Genomic DNA, 18,689 nt, shown 5'->3' with positions numbered 1-18,689 from the left:
AAGGACCCGGGAATGAACTATCCCAAGATATCAATGGTGATCGGCAGCTTTAACCGGCGGCGGCTATTGGAGTTGTGCATCAATGCGGTGCGTAAGGAACTAGAGGGCCAGTCCTACGAGATTATCGTGGTGGATGGCGGTTCAACTGATGGCTCCGTAGAATGGCTGTCGCAGCAGAAAGACATCATTTCGCTGATTCAGCACAACCGCGGCGAATGGAACGGCAAGCAAATTGAGCGCAAGCCTTGGGCGTATTTCATGAACCTCGCCTTCAAATGCGCTTCCGGCAAATATATCTGCATGCTGAGCGATGACAGCCTGATTGTGCCTGGCGCAATTCTGAATGGCGTTGATCTGTTTGACGAGATGCTGGAGCAGGGAGTCAAGCTGGGGGGGGTCGCCTTTTATTTCCGTGACTATCCGGTGCGCAAAAAATACGCTGTCGCCATCAATGTTGGCAACCTCTACGTCAATCATGGATTGTATCTGAATGCGGCTATGAAAGAGGTGGGCTATTGTAATGAGGACTACCATTTCTACTTTTCGGATACCGATCTGTGCCTGAAGCTGAAGGCGGCCGGTTATAAGGTGATCCGCTCCAAGACCTCCTTTGTTGAGCATTATTTTGAGGCAACGCCAGAGATCCGGGCATCGAATAATGATGACCGCAAGGAACAGGACCGCATGCGGCTGATTTCGAGCTGGGCGGGTACTGCTTATCCGGAGGCGGACCGGGAAAAATACGAGAAGATTGTGGGGTATTGGGACTACCATCCCCGAGGCTTTGAGGATCCGCTGAATACTATTCAGAAGCTTATTGATGCAAGCCAGCCGGAGTAGGCGGATGCACCCGCCGCAGGCAGCAGGGATATTGGCGAAAAGGGGGCGCGCCGTTGCGCGCGATTTGACTAGTGACTGAACATGCTGATTTCTTTGCAGACACCGAACTGTGGCGCGACATCTTGTTTGCTGATGTTTATAGCCTGAAGCAGAAGAGCCCTGCTGAAAAACAGGCCACACGCGATGTTTGGCTGCGCGATTTCCTCTATTCGGACTACCGCCTGCCGCAGCAGCGCGAGACCGGTGCGGTGTTCTTCCGCAGTCTGGTGCGCGATGATTACAAGGGGCTGTTCCATGCGGTGATCGGCGCCTCGGGGATCCGCGACCGGGTGGTGGTGGAGGAGTATCAGCACCGGACCCCCCGGCTGAACGCTGCTGCCAGCCGCTACATGATGGAAAATGCGGCTGTCTTTGATGCGCTGGATATTGCGGATCCGCTGGACCGGGCCTGCTGTTTCATCCGCGCCTGCAAGTACGGTTTTATTCTGGAGCATTTCCGGAAGATGACGTTCAAGGCGCTGATCTGTTTTGCGGATATGCAGCCGGTAGAGCATCTTCTTGCACGCTATTTCCGCGCCCAAGGGGTTACCACCCTCACCCTGCAGCACGGGCTGTATGTGGATTACGGCGATATGGATACGGTGAATGTGATCAACTACCAGCACCAGCCGTCGGAATACTTTCTGTCCTGGGGGCCTGAGAGTTCACAGCTGATCAAACACCACCATCCGGGAAACACCACGGTGAATTGCGGCAAGCCGCTGATCTTCAATGCATCTGGCGGCGAAGTTTCGGAGAAACCTCAGCCCTATATCGCGGTGTTCCTGGATCAGAGGATCTTTAACCAGCAAAACGAAGATATGCTGCAGATCGCCTCTGCCTGTGCCCGCCGCACGGGGCGCAGGGTCAAGGTGCGCTTTCATCCGTCGATCCGCAAGGAGGAGTTCCTGCAGAGATTTCCGGATATCCGCGAACAATTGCATTTCCAGGATGCGGATTTCGTTATTGGCCACACCTCGTCGCTGATTTATGAAGCCTTGTCGCTGGGCTGCCGGGTGCTGCGCTACGACAGCGAGGTTCCGGGCATTCCGCTACCGGACAACTGCACTTTCCGTACGCTGGAGCAGTTGGAGGCCCGCTTGGCACTGCCGCAGCCCGAAGGGCTGGCACAGCAGTATTTCTGTGCAACTGGCGAGGCATCGCTGCGCCGCTATGCAGATTTTTTCCGGGAGGCGCTGCCAGAGCTTGCCGGGCAGGCCGCAGCCTGAGCGGACCCCCGGCGGAATGACGGCAAAGGCGCAGTCCGAGCGGGGCCGCGCCTTTGCTTTGCGGTTTTTGCTGCGCTTTTACTTGGCGCGCAGATTGTCCAGCCCCTGGGCCAGGAACCACGCATAGGTTTCCCGGACACCTTCCTGCAGCCCGATCCCGGCCTGCCAGCCCAGCCGCGCCAGGCGCGTGACATCCATCAGCTTGCGCGGGGTGCCGTCGGGTTTCGACGGATCGGTCAGGATCTCCCCTTCAAACCCCGTCACCTCTGCCACCAGCTGCGCCAGCTCCAGGATCGAGACATCCGTCCCGCAGCCCACATTGATATGGCTGAGCATCGCCTCGGTCTCACGCTGGTAAGCCTCCTCCCCCAGATCCATCACAAACAGCGAGGCCGCCGCCATGTCGTCCACATGCAGGAACTCGCGACGGGGCGTGCCCGAACCCCAGATGGTGACGCTCTCTGCGCCGGAGTGCGCCGCTTCGTGGAAACGGCGGATCAGCGCGGGCAGCACATGGCTGTTCTCCGGGTGGAAATTGTCGCCCGGCCCATAGAGGTTCGTCGGCATCACCGAGCGGTAATCCACGCCGTACTGCCGGTTGTAGCTTTCACACAGCTTGATGCCGGCGATCTTGGCAATTGCATAAGGCTCGTTGGTGGGCTCCAGCACGCCTGTCAGCAGCGCATCCTCGGCCATCGGCTGGTCTGCCAGCTTGGGGTAGATGCAGCTTGACCCCAGTTGCAGCAGTTTCTTCACCCCCGCCTCATAGGCGGCGTGGATGACATTGCATTCGATCATCAGGTTTTCATAGATGAACTGCGCCGGGTAGCTGTTGTTGGCAACAATACCGCCCACTTTGGCGGCGGCCAGAATGACCTGATCGGGCTGTTCCGCCTGCATGAAAGCGCGCACCGCTGCCTGATCGGTCAGGTCCAGCTCAGCACTGGTGCGGGTGATCAGCGTCAGATCCTCGCCTGCCGCCTGACGCGTCTGCAATTGCCGCAGGATCGCACCGCCGACCATGCCGCGGTGGCCGGCCACATAAATCCGGGTCATGATCTTAGCCCTCGACGCTGACCGGCAGATCCATGCCGTGCTCTTTCAACAGCGCATGGCGGCGGGCGGTTTTGAGATCCTCGGCGACCATCTCGGCGCACATTTCCTGGGTGGTGATTTCCGGCACCCAGCCCAGTTTTTCCTTGGCCTTGGCGGGATCGCCGAGCAGCGTTTCCACCTCCGCCGGACGGAAGTAGCGCGGGTCGATCCGCATGATCACGTCACCCGCCTTCAAGCTCGGCGCGTTATCGCCCTCAATCGCGGCCACAGTGGCAATCTCATCGAGGCCGGAGCCGGAGAATTCGAGATGGATGCCCAGCTCTGCGGCGGACCAGGCAATGAACTGGCGGACGGAGTACTGCTTGCCGGTGGCAATGACGAAATCCTCCGCCGCGTCCTGCTGCAGCATCATCCACTGCATCCGCACGTAATCCTTGGCATGGCCCCAGTCGCGCAGCGCGTCGATATTGCCCATGTACAGGCACGGTTCCAGCCCTTGCGCGATATTGGCCAGGCCGCGGGTGATCTTGCGGGTCACAAAGGTCTCGCCACGGCGCGGGCTCTCGTGGTTGAACAGGATGCCGTTGCAGGCATACATGCCGTAAGCCTCGCGGTAGTTCACCGTGATCCAGTAGGAATAGAGCTTGGCCACCGCATAAGGCGAGCGCGGATAGAACGGCGTGGTCTCGCGCTGCGGCGTCTCCTGCACCAACCCGTACAATTCCGAGGTCGAGGCCTGATAGAAGCGGGTCTTCTTCTCCAGCCCGAGGAAACGGATCGCCTCCAGCAGGCGCAGGGTGCCCATGGCATCCACATCCGCCGTGTATTCCGGGCTTTCAAAGCTCACCGCCACATGGGACTGGGCGCCAAGGTTATAGACCTCGTCGGGCTGCACTTCCTGCAGGATCCGGGTCAGGTTGGACGTGTCGCTCAGATCGCCGTAATGCAGCTTCAGGCGGGCATGATCCACATGCGGATCCTGGTAGATGTGATCGACCCGCTGGGTATTGAATGACGAGGCGCGGCGTTTGATGCCGTGCACTTCATAGCCCTTCTCCAGAAGGAACTCTGCAAGATAGGAGCCGTCCTGGCCGGTGATGCCGGTGATAAGAGCTTTTTTCATTACAATCCTACTACTGTCTATCTGTAAACGCCTGCGCGAGTGCTTAGGGCAGATACGCAGGGAATTGAAGGGGGGTTTTCCGCTTAGGCGGCTTCCGGGTCCGGGTCATAATCCAACCGGGCGCAGAGGGCCGCATAGCCGGATGAGACGCTGGCTGCTTGCTTCACATCCTCCGGCACGGGCCGCCGCGGCCGGGGGGCGATCACACCATCACCGCGGCCGCTGTCGCCGGAGAGCTGCACAGCGGAAAAATCCTCCTGGAAACCCGGATTGAAAGCCAGATCCAGAATGCTGCAAATCTGCTGCATGCGCATTTCCGGCTCCGCCAGAAAATCCTCATAGCGCAGCAGTTCCGCACCGGCGCAATGGTCAAGGAACGCCAGGTAGCGGCGGGCATATTCCTCAAGACCGGCAGGCTGCCAATGCACCCATTCCCGGCGCAAAAGACTCAAATAGGAATCCAGCGGATGACGCACGGTCACCAGGCTCAGCAGCTGGTAGCTTCCCTCCAGCATTTGCTGCAGAGAGGGCCGCTCCGGGATTTCACTGCCGCAGCAGAAATGGCTGTGGGCATGGTCGCGCAGGATCAGGTCGCGCCCCTCGGCCCGGGTGTCTTCGGCCAGCGCTGCGAGCCCGGCCCGGAAGATGCGCAGCAGGGTGTCCTGCCCCGGCGGGTTCGATCCCAGCTTGGTCAGACCGATCAGGTCAGCAGGCAGGAAACTGCTCTGATGGGTCAGTTCGCTCAAAGGGTCCACTTCGCTCAGCAACCGGGTGCATGGCATGGCTGCGATGCATTTGCTGATCAATGTGCCGCCGGTGCAGGCAAAGTGGTGCACCGTGCGCAGCACCGGGCGCTGGGGCCGGCCCGTCAAAGTTTCAGCCTCCGCCAGCAGGTTCTGCAGTTCCTCTGAATCCCGCAGCCGCCCTGCCAGCGCCGGATCCCGCCGAGCGGCGGCCAGGGCCAGCTGGCGTTGCAGGTCCTGAAGGGTAGAGTTGCGCGGGGCCAGGCCGCTCATGTGCTTTGGCCTTCTTTCAGGCGCGCAGGCGCAGCCGCGGCCTCCGCAAGCACCAGGCCGGCCTCTTCCGAAGGCGCTTCCTCCACCAGATACGCAAGGCAGGCCTTGGTGCGGTGGAGCAAATCATCCTGCGCCTCCTGGCGTTGCAGCAGCGCGCTGTAGCGTGCCTGCAGCTCTTTCAGATCAGCCTCGCGCTGGCTCTGCAGCCGCAGGGCCACTGCCAGGTTCTGCTGGGCTTTCCGGGTCTCGGCTTCGCGGGCTGCGGCCTGCTCCAGCGCCTGTGCCTGGCGCGCCGCCTCTGCATCATGGTCCGCCGCCTTTGCAGCCAGTGCTGCGGCTTCGGCACGCGCGCTGTCACGCTCTGCTATGGCCTGTTCCAGCGCTTGTGCCTGGCGCCGGGCCTCTGCATCCTGGTCCGCCGCCTTTGCAGCCAGTGCTGCGGCTTCGGCACGCGCGCTGTCACGCTCTGCTGCGGCCTGCTCCAGCGCCTGTGCCTGGCGCGCCGCCTCTGCATCCTGGTCCGCCGCCTTTGCAGCCAGTGCTGCGGCTTCGGCACGCGCGCTGTCACGCTCTGCTATGGCCTGTTCCAGCGCTTGTGCCTGGCGCGCCGCCTCTGCATCCTGGTCCGCCGCCTTTGCAGCCAGTGCTGCGGCTTCGGCACGCGCGCTGTCACGCTCTGCTGCGGCCTGTTCCAGCGCTTGTGCCTGGCGCCGGGCCTCTGCGTCCAGTCCGGCAGAACGGAGTTCACTCGCGTGCTGCGCGGCACTGGTTTCAGCCAATTGTTTTTCCAGATCCGCGATCTGAAGAACGAGCGGTTCTTGTTCCAGAAAACAGGCCGGGAAATCAGGGTCTTGGTTTTCCGTATGCCGCAACCGCCACCCGGCAGTGTGCAGACGTTGCAGAATCTCCGCCATGGGCTCGCTGCCTTCGTAGAGCGGGGCAGCAGGGAGGGAAAGGTAGAGATGCTGGAATTTGGAGAGCAGGCCGGAAGCCTGCAGCTGGCGAATGATTGCGGCTTCCTGGCCGGGGCAATCAATTGCCAGCAGGCTGCAGCCAGGCCCGGTCTGCTCCGGCATATCAAGCAGGCTGGTTACGGGCTCGGCTTTCACCTGCACTGTATCGGTCTGGCGCAGGCCGGGGAAAACTTTTTCCAGCCCGTCCGGCCGGCAGCAGCTGGACAGGGCGCGGATGTTGAAGATGTGAAAGGGGCGCTCTCCGGCCTCGTCCGCGACCGCTGCTTCGCGCAGTTGAACGCCGGCAGCAATGCAGGCCGGTCTGAGTGCTGCAGCCCTTTCCGGGTCTGCTTCGGTCAAGAGAATATGTTCAGCACCGCTGTCCAGGCAGGCTTTGACGGTATCCGGACCGGCTTTGCCGGCCCCCAGATAGACCAGTGTGCCGAGGCCGCCTGATTGGCTGATCCGGGAAAGCTGTGTCTGGAAGAAGGTGCTGTTTTGCATGTTATTTGCGGCCCTGTTGGATCTGTTCCTGCCCTGCCTGGTTCTGATGCAGAGACCGCAGCGGGGCGATAAGGCGGAAAATTCCGGCGGTGAGAGAGTGCAGCCGCGTTTGCTTCGGCGTCCGGGCGCCAAGCAGGCGGTCTTGCAGCAGGGCTGTATGGGCTTCCAGGCTGCGGATTTTCTGACCCGCGGCCTGCAGCGCCTGCTCTTTTGCAGCGATCCGCCGCTGCTGTGACTCTGCCAGGCGGCAGTTCAGGATTTGAAGGGTTTCCAGCTCTTGATGCATCAGGTTTTTCTGCTCCTGCAGGAGGGCAGTCTGTGCGTCAGCATTCCGGTGAGCCTGTATCGCGGCGGTTGTGTCCAGGCTTGCGGCAGCGGAGGGCGCGGCAGGGGGCAGCGCGGCCTGTTGCACCGCTTGAGCCAAGCTCAGCACAGTGCTGTCCTGCTGCAGGCAGGCTGTGGCGAGTGCCAAAAGAACCGGGTCGTCTGCTGCGTCGTCTGCCACTGGAGGGACGGAGGATGCCGGTTCGTCCGGGGCGCCGCCGCCGGGCAGGCCCAGATGTGTGATAAATGCTTGTGGAAAGAGGATAAACTGGCTGAGTCCGGCGACCGCTGTTTGTGCCCCCCCTGCACGGACCGTGCGCAGGATATCTTCGGCTTGTGCGGACCAGGCGGCCAGGGCGTCTGCCGGGGCCTGATCTTGCAGAAGCGCCTGGTACAGATGGTGTTCTGGAGTTTGGTAGAGCAGCAATGCCCGGCCGCGGCTTGCCTCCAGCGGGGAGTTCAGCCGGGTCAGGCCGAAGCGATCGGATAACGCGGCCAGAGCCTGACCATAAGCCGCATCCTCCGGGTACCAGATGTACCGCGCCTCCGCCTTGGCGGCCTTAGGAGTTACATTCATTTGCACTGTGTTCTTGTATATGCTTGCGGCCTGTTCCAGAAAAGCAATCTTATTGTCCCGGGGGGAAGTCAACCGCTAAGGGCTTCAGGCATCCCTTCCTTTGCTGCCCGGGTGATGGGGCGGCGAACCAGCAGGTAGAGCAGCGTGATCAAAATTTACATTGCCGGCAAGCACATGAAACGGTCGCCGCTCAGCTACAGTGCCCTGGCGCCGCTGTTTGAAGGCTGGGTTGAACGCGTTTCGGAACCAGAGCAGGCCGATTTGTATCTCTTTACCCATATACTGGACATTGAAGAGGCGCCGCAGGCGGCAATCACAGCCTGGCGGCAGCGGCGCAAGCCGATTGTGCTTTTGTCGGAAGAGCCGTTCTGGGATACGATCTGGGGCCGCCGGCCGCTGAACCGGGAACTGATCGTGGAAACCCGCTTTGGCGCGGTGCCGGTGATCCAGCTGAATCATTCCACCACCAGTATTTTCCGGTTTTCGCGAATTCCCTATTACCTTTTGACCAACCACCGTTTTGCCAATGCCTATGCGGCCCGCTTCGCGCGCAATGCAGCACTGGACGCAGCAGGCTGGCAGGCGTGTTTCGAGGCGCGCAGCACCGATACCGCATTCATGTTCGAGCGCCGCCCGGAACCTTACCACGCGGTGGAATGGCCAGAGGCCGGTATTATTGGCCTGTGTTCCTGGCGGACAGAACTGGCCGAAGCCGTGCAGGCCGGCACAGTAGAGCGGCTGGGCCAAAGCTGGCAGGGCGGCCAAAGCAGATTCCAGCAGCGCAACTGGTATCTGGATAAGCTCACCCGCCTGGACCGCCGGGCCCGGATGCTGGGGGCGTTTGAGAATACCCATCAGCCGGATTATGTGACCGAGAAGATATTCGATGCATTCGCCTGCGGATCTGTGCCACTCTATTTTGCGTCACCGGAGCACCGTATCCATGACTTTGGCTTGCCTGAGGGCGCCTGGATCAACTTTTACGGACAGACGGCGCGAGAAGCGGCGGAGCAACTGGAAGGGTTGGGCTGCAGCCGGAGCCGGGTTCAAGGCTGGGGGCAGGACCGTTTCGCGGCTTACGCCTGTGCGCAGCGGCAGCTGGCAGAGCTGTTTTGCAACCCCGCGCTTTGGCTGGCTGAGCGTAAGCGGCTGGGGGCGGCGGTGAAATCCGCTTTGACCGGTGTTCTGGACGGGCAGGGTGAACAGTATCCGGGCAGCGGCACGGCTGCCTAATTTATCGTCAGAGGCTCAAGCTGCCGGAAGGTTGCCTGGAACTGCGCGGTTTGAAAGAACAGATTGAACTCACAGCCGCTGCTGCGGGCGAGCAGGCTTGGATCCACAGGGATATGCGACAGCTGCTCCAGCGCGCCGCCGGCCGCGACAACAGGGGCGGCTGCAGTCTCGGCAAAGCCGCCGCTGCTCAGATAATAACGCAGGGTGGGGGTATAGATCAGCAAGTCTTTGCTTTCGGCTGCGGCGAGCAGGCCCAGATAGCGGGCGGTGCGTAATTGAGCCGGTTCCAGCCGGAATCCCAGACTGGCCCACAGGCCGCTGTCTCCGTCTTCCAGCGTCAGTGTGAAACCCTCTGCGGCAGGGGCACACGTCAATTTTGCCTGGCCTTCGGGGTCGGTGGACAGCCACAGTTTTGCGTCGGGGGCAAGCGGGCGATGCCCGGCTGCAGCGGTTTGCGCGGGGGCATTGTGCAGGGCTTGGAGCTGCGCAGTAAGGGACGCAAAAACTGATTTTGTCACGGTCTGGCTTTCCAGTCGTCTGAATGAGGCGGGAAGATGTGCTTGCGGCGGTTTCTAAGTCAGTCGGCCGGTGCTGGAAACATCTATTGTGAATTAAGAAGATAGATCATAAGCACAAGCAAAGAGCGTTTTTTCAGGCGCGTTACGCGGACATTTTGGAGTGAGAGCATGATCCATCCCATCCTCCTTTGCGGCGGCTCGGGTACCCGGCTGTGGCCCTTGTCGCGCAAGAGCTACCCCAAGCAGTTTGTGCCGCTGACCGGGGAGCAGACCCTGTTCCAGGCCTCGGCGGCGCGGTTGTCGGGGGAAGGCTTTGCGCCGCCCCTGGTGCTGACCAATTCCGATTTCCGCTTCATTGTCACCGAGCAGCTGGCCGGTGCCGGCATTGACCCCGGTGCCGTCCTGATTGAGCCTGCAGGGCGCAACACGGCGCCTGCGGTGCTGGCGGCGGCCTTGTGGCTGGAGAAACAGGATCCAGACGCGTTGATGCTGGTGGCGCCCTCGGATCATGTGGTGCCGGATGCGGCGGCGTTCCGCGCGGCTGTCACGGCAGGCGAGGCAGCCGCACGTGCCGGGCAGCTGGTCACCTTCGGCATCAAGCCGGATCGGGCGGAAACCGGTTACGGCTATCTGGAACTGGTGACGGATCCCGGCGATTTCACCCCGCGCCCGATCGGGCTGAAACGGTTTGTCGAGAAACCGGATGCACAGACTGCGGCGCAGATGCTGGCCTCGGGGCAGTACCTGTGGAATGCGGGGATTTTCCTGTTTTCGGTGAAAACCATTCTGGCGGCGTTCCGCGCCCATGCGCCGGATCTGCTGGCGCCGGTGCAGGCTGCGGTGGATCAGGGCCAGCCGGATCTGGGCTTTTTGCGGCTGGACCCGGCGGCCTGGCAGGGGGCGGCGGATATCTCGATCGACTATGCGGTGATGGAGAAGGCAGCCAATCTCAGCGTTGTTCCCTTTGCGGGCGGCTGGTCCGATCTGGGCGGCTGGGATGCGGTCTGGCGCGAGAGCGGTCCGGATGCGGCGGGTGTGGTGACGTCCGGGCCTGCCACCGCGATCGACTGTGCGGACAGCCTGTTGCGGTCCGAAGGCGAAGGGCTGGAGCTGGTCGGTATCGGGCTGGAAAACATCATTGCCGTGGCGATGCCGGATGCGGTGCTGGTGGCGGCGGCGGACCGCGCCCAGGATGTGAAGCAGGCTGTGGCGGCGCTGAAGGAAAAACAGGCCAAACAGGCCACAGAATTCCCCATGGATCACCGCCCCTGGGGCTGGTTTGAAAGCCTGGCCGTGGGCGATCGCTTTCAGGTCAAGCGTATCCATGTGCATCCCGGTGCGGCGTTGTCCTTGCAAAGCCATCACCACCGCTCGGAGCATTGGATTGTGGTCGAAGGCACCGCCAAGGTGACGGTGGATGGCAGCGAACAGCTGGTGACCGAGAACCAGTCGGTCTACATCCCGCTTGGCGCGGTGCACCGGATGGAAAACCCGGGCAAGGTGCCGATGGTGCTGATCGAGGTGCAGACCGGCAGCTATCTGGGCGAGGATGACATCATCCGTTACGAGGACGTCTATGCCCGCGGCCAGGGCGCCAAAGGGTAGGGCGGCAAAGGGCAGAGGGTAAAGGCGGGGGCTCCCGCGCCTGTGCGCCGCATCATAGATGCGTCTCAAAGCCTTGGGCCCGGCGCCGCTGGCGCGGCGCAGCGCCATGCGAATGCATGGCGCCGGACCCAACGGGGAGGATCAATCTGTGATTGTTCCGGGACGGGCGGGAGCCTGCCGCCCAAAGAGGCGCTCGAAAGAGAGGCCGCAAGATCCCGCCGGTTTTCAGCGGACCAGCCATTCCTCGACCTCTGCCGAGACCTGCCGCATCCGGATCCAGTCCGGCGCCACGGGCTGGCCTGTCCTCAGCCGCAGCTTGCCGGTCAGTCCCAGCAGCGCCCATTCCGGGCGGGCGGCGCGCGGCAGGTAACGCTGTGACGGGTCATAGGCGGGGTTTTCCCGCGGGCGGCCTGAGACATCGCGCAACAGGCTGCCGTAAGCGTCGCGCAGCCAGCGGTGTTTCCACTCCCCCATGTCGCCATCTCCCACCACCGCCGGATTGCCGCTGATCACGCCGATGGGGGCCTCATTGGGCTGTGCAGGGCGGATCTTGGCGCCTTCCAGCACCACCGAGACCCCGCGGCGGTCCTCGGCCTCTGGGTTGCCATCCGCCCATTCAAACCATTCGGCGTAATCGGCGCCGCCGCCGGACCAGGCGCCGGAGCAGCTGCCGTTGCCGTCCGATCCCAGCCGGAAATCGGCGCTGCCGTCGCCTGCCAGCAGGTAATCGGCGCTGCCGCCCAGGATTTCCAGATGCGCCGCCGGGCTGGCGGTGCCGAAGCCTGCGCGCCCGTCTGCGGTCAGCGCCAGCGCGGTGCTCCAGGCGCTGCCGTCGGCGGAGATCTTGATGGAGAAATCATCAGAACCCGCCAGCCCCATTTCGGCCCGGCCGCTCCAGTTCGACTGAAACAGCAGCGCGGCGGTGTCGGCGGCGGCGGCCTTGTTCACCTTGAGCTGATGGCCCGCGCCGCCATGGGTCAGCAGCGTCGCAGGCCCCGCAACCGACAGCGGATTGGCGGCATCCGCGGCGGTGCCCACCCCGAGGCGGCCGAGATTCTGGGTTTCAGCGGGCGGCAGGATCCAGCTGCTGCCGTCCCAGACCCTCAGCTCTGCGTCCGCCAGGCTCCAGGCGCGCCAGCCGGGGGAGGGCGCCAGGAACAGCCAGCCCTCGCCCTGCCAGACCGCAATCTCGGCCCCGTGGCCGGCCCAGGCGCCGGTTGGCGCTGCCGCCAGCGCATGGGTCTCGCCCACAGCCGGGGCGGCGGGCGGGGCGGCGGCATCGAACCCTTCGACGCGGAGCTGCACCAGCGCATCCAGCATCTGCAGCGCCTCGTTATGGGTCACATGTTTCTGCGCCTGGGCAGGCATCAGATAGGGCAGGGCAAGGATCGGCGAGGTCTGGGTCATGAGCAGGGCTCCGGCAGCGGCAAAAAACGGGTTCCGCGCCAGAGTGCCAGAGCCGCGTCAAACTGCGGATAACGGGGCGTGCGCTGCTTGCGCAACGGCGGATCGGGGGGGGCGGGGAGCGGGCAAACAGGGCAGGAGGTATGACCGCAGCTGTTCCCGGCCCGTTTCCGGCCTGTTGCGGGTCTGTTCGTCCAATTGTCGTCAATCTGTAAACAATGTCCCTGATTTTGCCCGCTTTGCTTCCCGCTTTGCGCCCCGCCCCCCGGCCAGTTTCAGCCCCGGGCCTCAAGCGCAAGGGAGCGGGTTATGGCACTGGCATTCACCGGACGGTTCGGCACGGACGACATGATTTTCGGCACTGACCTGCGTGATCTGGACATCGCCGTGCAGGACGGCCAGGCGGTGCTGTACGCGGCCACCGGCATGAACGGCGGCCTCAGCCGCTGGCAGCTGGATGATACTGGCGCCCTGCCGCAGCTGGCGGGCCAGCAGCTGCATGGCCAGGCCGGGATCCGCACCGGGGATTTCCACCTGGCCGAGACCGGCGGCGGGCTGCGGCTGCTGCAGGGCGGAACCGGCCAAAGCGCGCTGACCTTCTATGAAATTGCGGAGGATGGCAGCCTGGGCAGCCAGGACAGCGATGCGCTGGCAGGCGCTGATGCGGGCGGCTTTGGCGCGGTGGCGGTGCTGCAGCTGGCAGATGGCAAATCCGCGTTTTATGCGGTGGGGGCGGCCAGCGGCGGTCTGCAGGGCTGGCAGCTGGATGCGGCGGGGGATGTGCAGGGCCAGGCCGGTGCCGCGGGCGGCCATGCGGCTTATGGCCTGGATCCGGCGGCGCTTTTGGCCTTGGTGCAGACGGCGGGCGGCCCGGTGCTGCTGGCGGCGGATGCGCGGGGGCTGCACAGCTTCCGGGCCGATGCCGCCACCGGCGCGCTGAGCCCCGGCAGCGACCTGGGGGCGGACCAGGGGCTGGCGGTCTCCGGCGTTACCGTGCTGGAAGGGTTTGAGGCCGGCGGCAAGGCCTGGGCGCTGCTGGGGGCGGCGGGCAGCAGCTCGCTTACTCTGATGCAGGTGGGTGCGGATGGCGGGCTGCAGGTCTCAGCCCAGCTGCAGGATACCGCGATGACCCGTTTCGGCGGCCTTAGCGCGCTGGAGGTGGTGGAGGCAGAGGGCCATGTGCTGGTGCTGGCGGCGGGCAATGACGGCGGCCTCAGCCTGTTCACCCTGACCCCGGGCGGGGCGCTGATCCATCTGCAAAGCCTGGAGCACACACCGGGGCTGGGCTTGCAGAATGTGACCGCGCTGGAGGCGGCGGCGGTTGGCGGCGAGCTGCAGGTCTTTGCCGCCTCGGGCGCGGCAGGCGGCATCAGCCGTTTCACCCTGCCGCTTGACAGCCTGGGCGAGCTGCATCTGGCGGCGGCGGGCGCGGCGCGGCTGGACGGCAGTGCCGGCAATGACGTGCTGGAGGGCGGCCGGAGCGGTGCAAACCTCTATGGCCAGGCCGGCGATGACGTGCTGGTTGCGGGGGCGGAAGGCGGCTGGCTGACCGGCGGCAGCGGCGCCGATACCTTTGTCATCAATCCGGCGGCCGGGGCGGTGACGGTGCGCGATTTCACCCCCGGCGAAGACCAGCTGGACCTGTCGCTGTTCGAAGGGCTCTACAGCACCGGCCAGCTGGATGCGCAGGCGCGCAGCAGCGGCATGGTGATGGAAGCGGGGGGCACCCGGATCGTGCTGATCAGCGATGCGGGCACGCCGCTGGAGCTGGCGGATGTGTTCGGCCCGGATCTGCGGTTTTCCTTTCCGCAGCGGCAGGAGGCGGGGGAGACCCTGCCGGGCGGCAGTTTCTACGGAGGCAGCGGCGCCGACCGGCTGGACGGCACCGGCGGCGATGACCTGCTGAGCGGCGAGGGCGGCAATGACCGGCTGGACGGGGCGCGCGGCAATGACAGTCTTGAAGGCGGCAGCGGCGCCGACAGCCTGAAGGGCGGCAGCGGTGATGATCTGCTCGACGGCGGCACCGGCAACGACCGGCTTTATGGCGGCGGCGGCAGCGACAGGCTGAAGGGCAGCAGCGGCAACGACCTGCTGAAAGGCGGATCCGGCGATGACCGGCTTTATGGCGGCAGCGGCGCTGACAGTCTCAAGGGCGGCGGCGGCAGCGACACCCTGTCCGGCGGCGGCGGCAAGGACCAGCTCAAGGGCCAGGGCGGGCATGATGATTTGAAGGGCGGCGGCGGCAATGACAGCCTGAAGGGCGGGGCGGGGCGCGATACGCTGGACGGCGGCAAGGGCCGCGACCAGCTGTCCGGCCAGGGCGGCGATGACCGGCTGGAAGGCGGCAAGGGGCATGATCTGCTCAGCGGCGGCGGCGGCGAGGATGTCTTTGTCTTTGCCCGCGGCCACGGGCGCGACACCATTTCCGACTTCCGCCCCGGCCGCGACCTGATTGATCTTGAGGGGGCCGCGGCGGACGGGTTTGCGGATCTGGACATCAGCCGCCAGGACGGCGGAGCGCTGATCCTTACCGGCTCGGGCAGGATCTTTCTGGAAGACCTGAACCCGGGCCGGCTGGATGCGGATGACTTTCTGTTTTGAGGATGGCCGGGGCTAAGGGTGACGCTGGTTGAGGGTGGCACCGGCTGGGGATGACATTGGCAGGATATGCCGAACGTATACACTTTTGACATTGGGGTCCTGCGGCTGCGGAACCTGAACCCGGGCCAGCTGCCGGCAGAGCAGTTGTGTGATGTCAGGAAGACCAGGGGCTTGCCGTTTGCCGGGCTGTTGGCGGCAGCCCGTCAGCGGCATCAGGTGATGCTGCACTTGCGCTGGCTTGCCGCGTTTGTAATCAATTTTTTATCATAATATGGATTACAGGATTCCCGTATGCAGCCGCAAAGCAGTGTCGGAGTACGTAAATAATGAGACCGAGTTATTGAGACTCAACGTCCATAGTTCTCAATCACTTAGGTTTTTTGCGTACCTACAGAGCTCGAAGACAACCGATTGCTTTGCAACGCTTGAGCCCTACAGATCAGCGCAGCCTTGAGATCGTCGTGTGCGCAACACCGAGATCCAATGCGATGGCCCGGCAGGTATCACCGTTGGCCATGCGCTCGCGGGCAAGTTTCTGCTGATGTTCAGTTAACTTGGGTTTCCGGCCAAATTTGACGCCCTGTCGTGCAGCGATGGCTCGGCCCTCGTTCGCGCGCCGAGTGATACGCTCCCGTTCGTCTTCTGCCAAAGCGGAAAGGAAAGCGAGGATGCCTTTGCCCATCGGAGTGGTCAGGTCGAGCCAGGGCTTATCAAGCACCTTCACAGAGGCCCCGCGATCAGCGATCCGCTGAATGATATTGATGCCGTCGATCATGGATCGTGTGGCTCTGTCCCACTCTGCGATCACAAACACATCCCCTGCCCCGAGTGCGTCTATCGCACGTTCGAGCTGAGGCCGTCCCTTCACGGTTTTCCCGGAAACTTTCTCTCGGAAAATCTTATCAACGATGGCGGCGTTTAGTGCACCGATCTGTCGATCAAGGGATTGTCCGTGACTGGACACTCGGGCGTAACCAATAAGCATGACCTCATCGTATATGAACGCCTTTCAATACGCACCTGATTTATGCACCACACCAAGAGGCTTATGTCATGGGGTTCCTGAGCATGGTGCAAATATCATGAATTACGCAACAAGCTGTCTTTCGCTGCATCGTGCATGAAGTGAAAAGATGCTGACGCAGCATCCCCTCGCATGTGCGCACACTCGCCGTTGCGTTGCAGCGGATTTCGCCAGAGCGGTCATTGAAAGCTAGTCTGAGGGGCGAAATTCAAACTGTTCTTTCGCTGCAACCGAGACCGACCATCGAGGAGCGGACGTAGCCGCCTTTTGCTCTTGCAGCTATTGCTGCCGCAGAAAACTCTCGCCCCCGCAGCGCGAGATTTTCGGCAGCGCAGCGAACTTTCCGTTTGCGGTCATTCAGGCCCGCGAATACCGGCGGAACCCAAACCACCCTTTCGCTACAGTCAGGTCGGACAAACGAGACGCGGACTATCCGGTCATTCGCCGCTGGTGCAGAATGGAAAGTACGGCGCGCCCGGTTTGCGCGCCAAGCGGGCATTGCAAAGACAAATGAACGGTCCAAAAGCAGGGGCGCCAAGGGAAAATGCCGAGGTACTGCAAGGGCGACTGAGGCATTTACCCGGTCTTGGATTGAGCTCTGACTTCAAGGGTGCTGACGGAAGCCTTCAGAATGTCGCAAATTACATTGCAAACAGGCACGCCCGGGTCGGGTCGGCCTGCGTGGCGGGCTCTTCATTGTAGTCCGGGTGCGGACCCCGCCGTCGAGAGAATCAGCTTTGCCAGTTTAGTTGAATAGGTCTTCGTGATGTGGTTCTGGTCAAAGATAACCAGTTTCCCTTCGCCATCGACTGACGGGCAATTCTCTGGCCCGCAAAAGAAGTCAACGGTGCCGACAAAGCTGTCGAACTCGTTGGCCAGCCGGTGCGTCGGGGTGGTCCTGGCTTCCTGCACGGTCCGTGGAATGGATTGCGGTTCAGTCAGATTGCTCCGCAATCGTTGAAGCTCATACGCTGCAACGGGCTCGTCAAAGATCGGGCCTTCCTGGATCAATACTGTCTGCAGACCCGCTTCTTTGAATGTTTCCAAGGCCAGGCGGATTTTCTGACGGACAGCTCCGGGAGACACGCCCTGCCCGTCAATCAGAACATTTCCCGCGGAGGAGGCGACAGACAGGTTTCCAGTGATCAATACAGTCTTGGCATCCGGAAGATTCATGATCCGTTTCATGGCCTCTTCATGGGTTTTGGCCGAGCAGGTTGATACACTGGTGTTGCGAAGTCCCAGCACTGGAGGGCAGGCATCGGAAACAAAGGCCATGCCGGCGATGCCGTTTTCATCAGCAATCAGATCCATCCCGTGCAACAGCGCCCCGGCCAGGCTGTCTCCCCACAATACCAAGGTCACTGGCTGGTCTGCGGCACCAAACCGGCAGTATTTCAACCCGACGTTTTCCACAGAATCTGCGCAATCCTGCCAATGGCCGGATTGTCCGCTGTATTCAACAAGGTCAGCCGGCGCGTGGTCCAGCGCCCATTTGTAGGAGGGAATGGCCAGATGATTGTGCCGCACAGTCACCATCAAAGCCGCGGTAGCCCCTGCTGTCAGGACGAAACAGGCTGACATGCAAGCGGTGAATTGTTTCAGAGAGGCTGTGCGGCGGAACGGCTTCTCAACCACCCAGTAGCTGAAAACAGCCAGTAGAAACGTCAGTGTAATCAGCTCAAAAACATGCTGATCGAAAGACGCCGAACCGAAGCGGTGCTTAAAAAATGCGAAGATCGGTTGATGCCACAGATAGGCACTGTATGAGATCAAACCAACTGATATCATCGGCTTGGCGGAAAGCAGCCGGTGAACCAGGCTTCCCGGTGCTGCAAAAAGTATGATCAGTACGGTACCCAACACGGGAGGCAAAGCATAAGCGCCTGGAAACCTGGTTGTTTCCGTGTAGATGAACACCGGAGCCAGGATCATCAGCAGCCCCATCGCTGCCAGCATCCCGGCATGGCTTGCCCCTGGAACAGCGCCATCGCGGCGCAGAAGCATGGCCGCAAATACGCCGGCCAAGAGTTCCCAGCCCCGGGGCGGGAGCAGGAAAAAGGTGGCCGAAGGGTGGTGCGAAAGCCCCCAGTGCGACAGCGCCAGGCTGATGGCAAACAGCAGTGCCAAAGCTCCCGTCACGGCTCGCCCGCCAAGGGGCATCAACAGCATCAGCAGCAGTGGATAGATAACGTAATACTGCTCTTCAACCGCAAGGCTCCAGGTGTGGAGCAGGGGCTTGAGCTCGGCTGCAGTATCAAAATACCCCGCTTCCGACCAGAAGTGGAAATTCGACAAGAAAAACAATACCCCAATCAGGCTTTCCAAAAAATCCTTGAGGTCGCGCGGCATCAGCCAGCTCCAGGCGAAAGGCAGACTTGCCAGCACCACGAAGAACAGAGCCGGCAGAATGCGGCGCGCACGGCGCTGATAGAACCGAAGGACAGAGAATTCCCCGCGCTCAAGCTCGTTAAAGATGATTGAGGAAATCAGGTAACCGCTAATGACAAAAAACACATCAACACCGATGTAGCCGCCCCCAAACGGCGCAATGCCGGCATGGAACAGGATAACGGGTACGACCGCTAAGGTCCGGAGGCCATCAATTTCGCTGCGGTATTTCATTGTACAATCCGGCTTGGT

The 18,689-nt window shown here is 62.3% G+C and carries 14 protein-coding genes; 5 read left to right on the top strand and 9 right to left on the bottom strand.

The genetic code is table 11. From position 1 onward, the window contains the following. Window positions 1–33: 33 nt before the first annotated feature. Window positions 34–840 carry a glycosyltransferase gene (locus K3555_RS21650; RefSeq protein WP_260008636.1) on the top strand — a complete coding sequence of 269 codons (807 nt, stop codon included), beginning with the start codon at window positions 34–36 and terminating at the stop codon, window positions 838–840. 71 nt (window positions 841–911) lie between these two features. Next, on the top strand, window positions 912–2,108 hold the full coding sequence (locus K3555_RS21645) for a hypothetical protein (RefSeq protein WP_260008634.1): 1,197 nt from the start codon (window positions 912–914) through the stop codon (window positions 2,106–2,108). A gap of 78 nt (window positions 2,109–2,186) precedes the next feature. On the opposite strand, the gene K3555_RS21640 is transcribed toward K3555_RS21645, so the two are convergent. The 5 genes from K3555_RS21640 to K3555_RS21620 form a co-directional block, all read right to left on the bottom strand. Next, entirely contained in the window at window positions 2,187–3,164 is a 978-nt protein-coding gene (locus K3555_RS21640; protein ID WP_260008633.1) for a GDP-L-fucose synthase, read from the bottom strand. A gap of 4 nt (window positions 3,165–3,168) precedes the next feature. Next, on the bottom strand, window positions 3,169–4,287 hold the full coding sequence (gene gmd / locus K3555_RS21635) for a GDP-mannose 4,6-dehydratase (protein WP_260008632.1): 1,119 nt from the start codon (window positions 4,285–4,287) through the stop codon (window positions 3,169–3,171). Window positions 4,288–4,370: 83 nt separating this feature from the next. Continuing rightward, window positions 4,371–5,303 (bottom strand): sulfotransferase, encoded by a 933-nt coding sequence (locus tag K3555_RS21630; RefSeq protein ID WP_260008631.1) that lies wholly within the window; start codon window positions 5,301–5,303, stop codon window positions 4,371–4,373. Further along, entirely contained in the window at window positions 5,300–6,760 is a 1,461-nt protein-coding gene (locus K3555_RS21625) for a hypothetical protein (protein ID WP_260008630.1), read from the bottom strand. Before K3555_RS21625 ends, K3555_RS21630 begins: the two co-directional genes overlap by 4 nt. A 1-nt stretch (window position 6,761) precedes the next feature. Continuing rightward, window positions 6,762–7,661 carry a hypothetical protein gene (locus K3555_RS21620; protein WP_260008629.1) on the bottom strand — a complete coding sequence of 300 codons (900 nt, stop codon included), beginning with the start codon at window positions 7,659–7,661 and terminating at the stop codon, window positions 6,762–6,764. A gap of 144 nt (window positions 7,662–7,805) precedes the next feature. Between K3555_RS21620 and K3555_RS21615 the strand changes: the two genes are divergently transcribed. Then, window positions 7,806–8,894, top strand: a complete 1,089-nt coding sequence (locus tag K3555_RS21615) for a glycosyltransferase family 10 domain-containing protein (RefSeq protein WP_260008627.1) — start codon at window positions 7,806–7,808, stop codon at window positions 8,892–8,894. On the opposite strand, the gene K3555_RS21610 is transcribed toward K3555_RS21615, so the two are convergent. Beyond that, window positions 8,891–9,412, bottom strand: a complete 522-nt coding sequence (locus tag K3555_RS21610) for a hypothetical protein (protein WP_260008626.1) — start codon at window positions 9,410–9,412, stop codon at window positions 8,891–8,893. The two genes, K3555_RS21615 and K3555_RS21610, sit on opposite strands and share 4 nt — an antisense overlap. Window positions 9,413–9,580: 168 nt before the next feature. On the opposite strand from K3555_RS21610, the gene K3555_RS21605 reads away from it, so the two are divergent. Continuing rightward, the gene (locus tag K3555_RS21605) at window positions 9,581–11,017 is read left to right on the top strand and encodes a mannose-1-phosphate guanylyltransferase/mannose-6-phosphate isomerase (protein WP_260008625.1); all 1,437 of its coding nucleotides are present in this window, start codon (window positions 9,581–9,583) and stop codon (window positions 11,015–11,017) included. A gap of 225 nt (window positions 11,018–11,242) precedes the next feature. Here K3555_RS21605 and K3555_RS21600 read toward each other — a convergent pair whose 3' ends face one another. Further along, window positions 11,243–12,424, bottom strand: a complete 1,182-nt coding sequence (locus K3555_RS21600) for a peptidase G2 autoproteolytic cleavage domain-containing protein (RefSeq protein ID WP_260008624.1) — start codon at window positions 12,422–12,424, stop codon at window positions 11,243–11,245. A gap of 306 nt (window positions 12,425–12,730) precedes the next feature. Here K3555_RS21600 and K3555_RS24855 point away from each other — a divergent pair, with 306 nt between their 5' ends. Continuing rightward, window positions 12,731–15,022: a calcium-binding protein gene (locus K3555_RS24855; RefSeq protein ID WP_311200043.1), complete on the top strand. Its 2,292-nt coding sequence runs from the start codon at window positions 12,731–12,733 to the stop codon at window positions 15,020–15,022. Window positions 15,023–15,461: 439 nt separating this feature from the next. Here the strand turns inward: K3555_RS24855 and K3555_RS21585 are convergent, their stop codons facing one another. Next, complete coding sequence (locus K3555_RS21585) at window positions 15,462–16,007, bottom strand: recombinase family protein (RefSeq protein WP_260008622.1); 546 nt, start codon at window positions 16,005–16,007, stop codon at window positions 15,462–15,464. Window positions 16,008–16,739: 732 nt separating this feature from the next. After that, on the bottom strand, window positions 16,740–18,671 hold the full coding sequence (locus K3555_RS21580; protein ID WP_260008621.1) for an acyltransferase family protein: 1,932 nt from the start codon (window positions 18,669–18,671) through the stop codon (window positions 16,740–16,742). Window positions 18,672–18,689: the final 18 nt, after the last annotated feature.

The organism is Leisingera sp. M527 (genome assembly GCF_025141525.1).
Classification (GTDB): domain Bacteria; phylum Pseudomonadota; class Alphaproteobacteria; order Rhodobacterales; family Rhodobacteraceae; genus Leisingera.
This window is presented reverse-complemented; position numbering and strand designations above follow the sequence as displayed.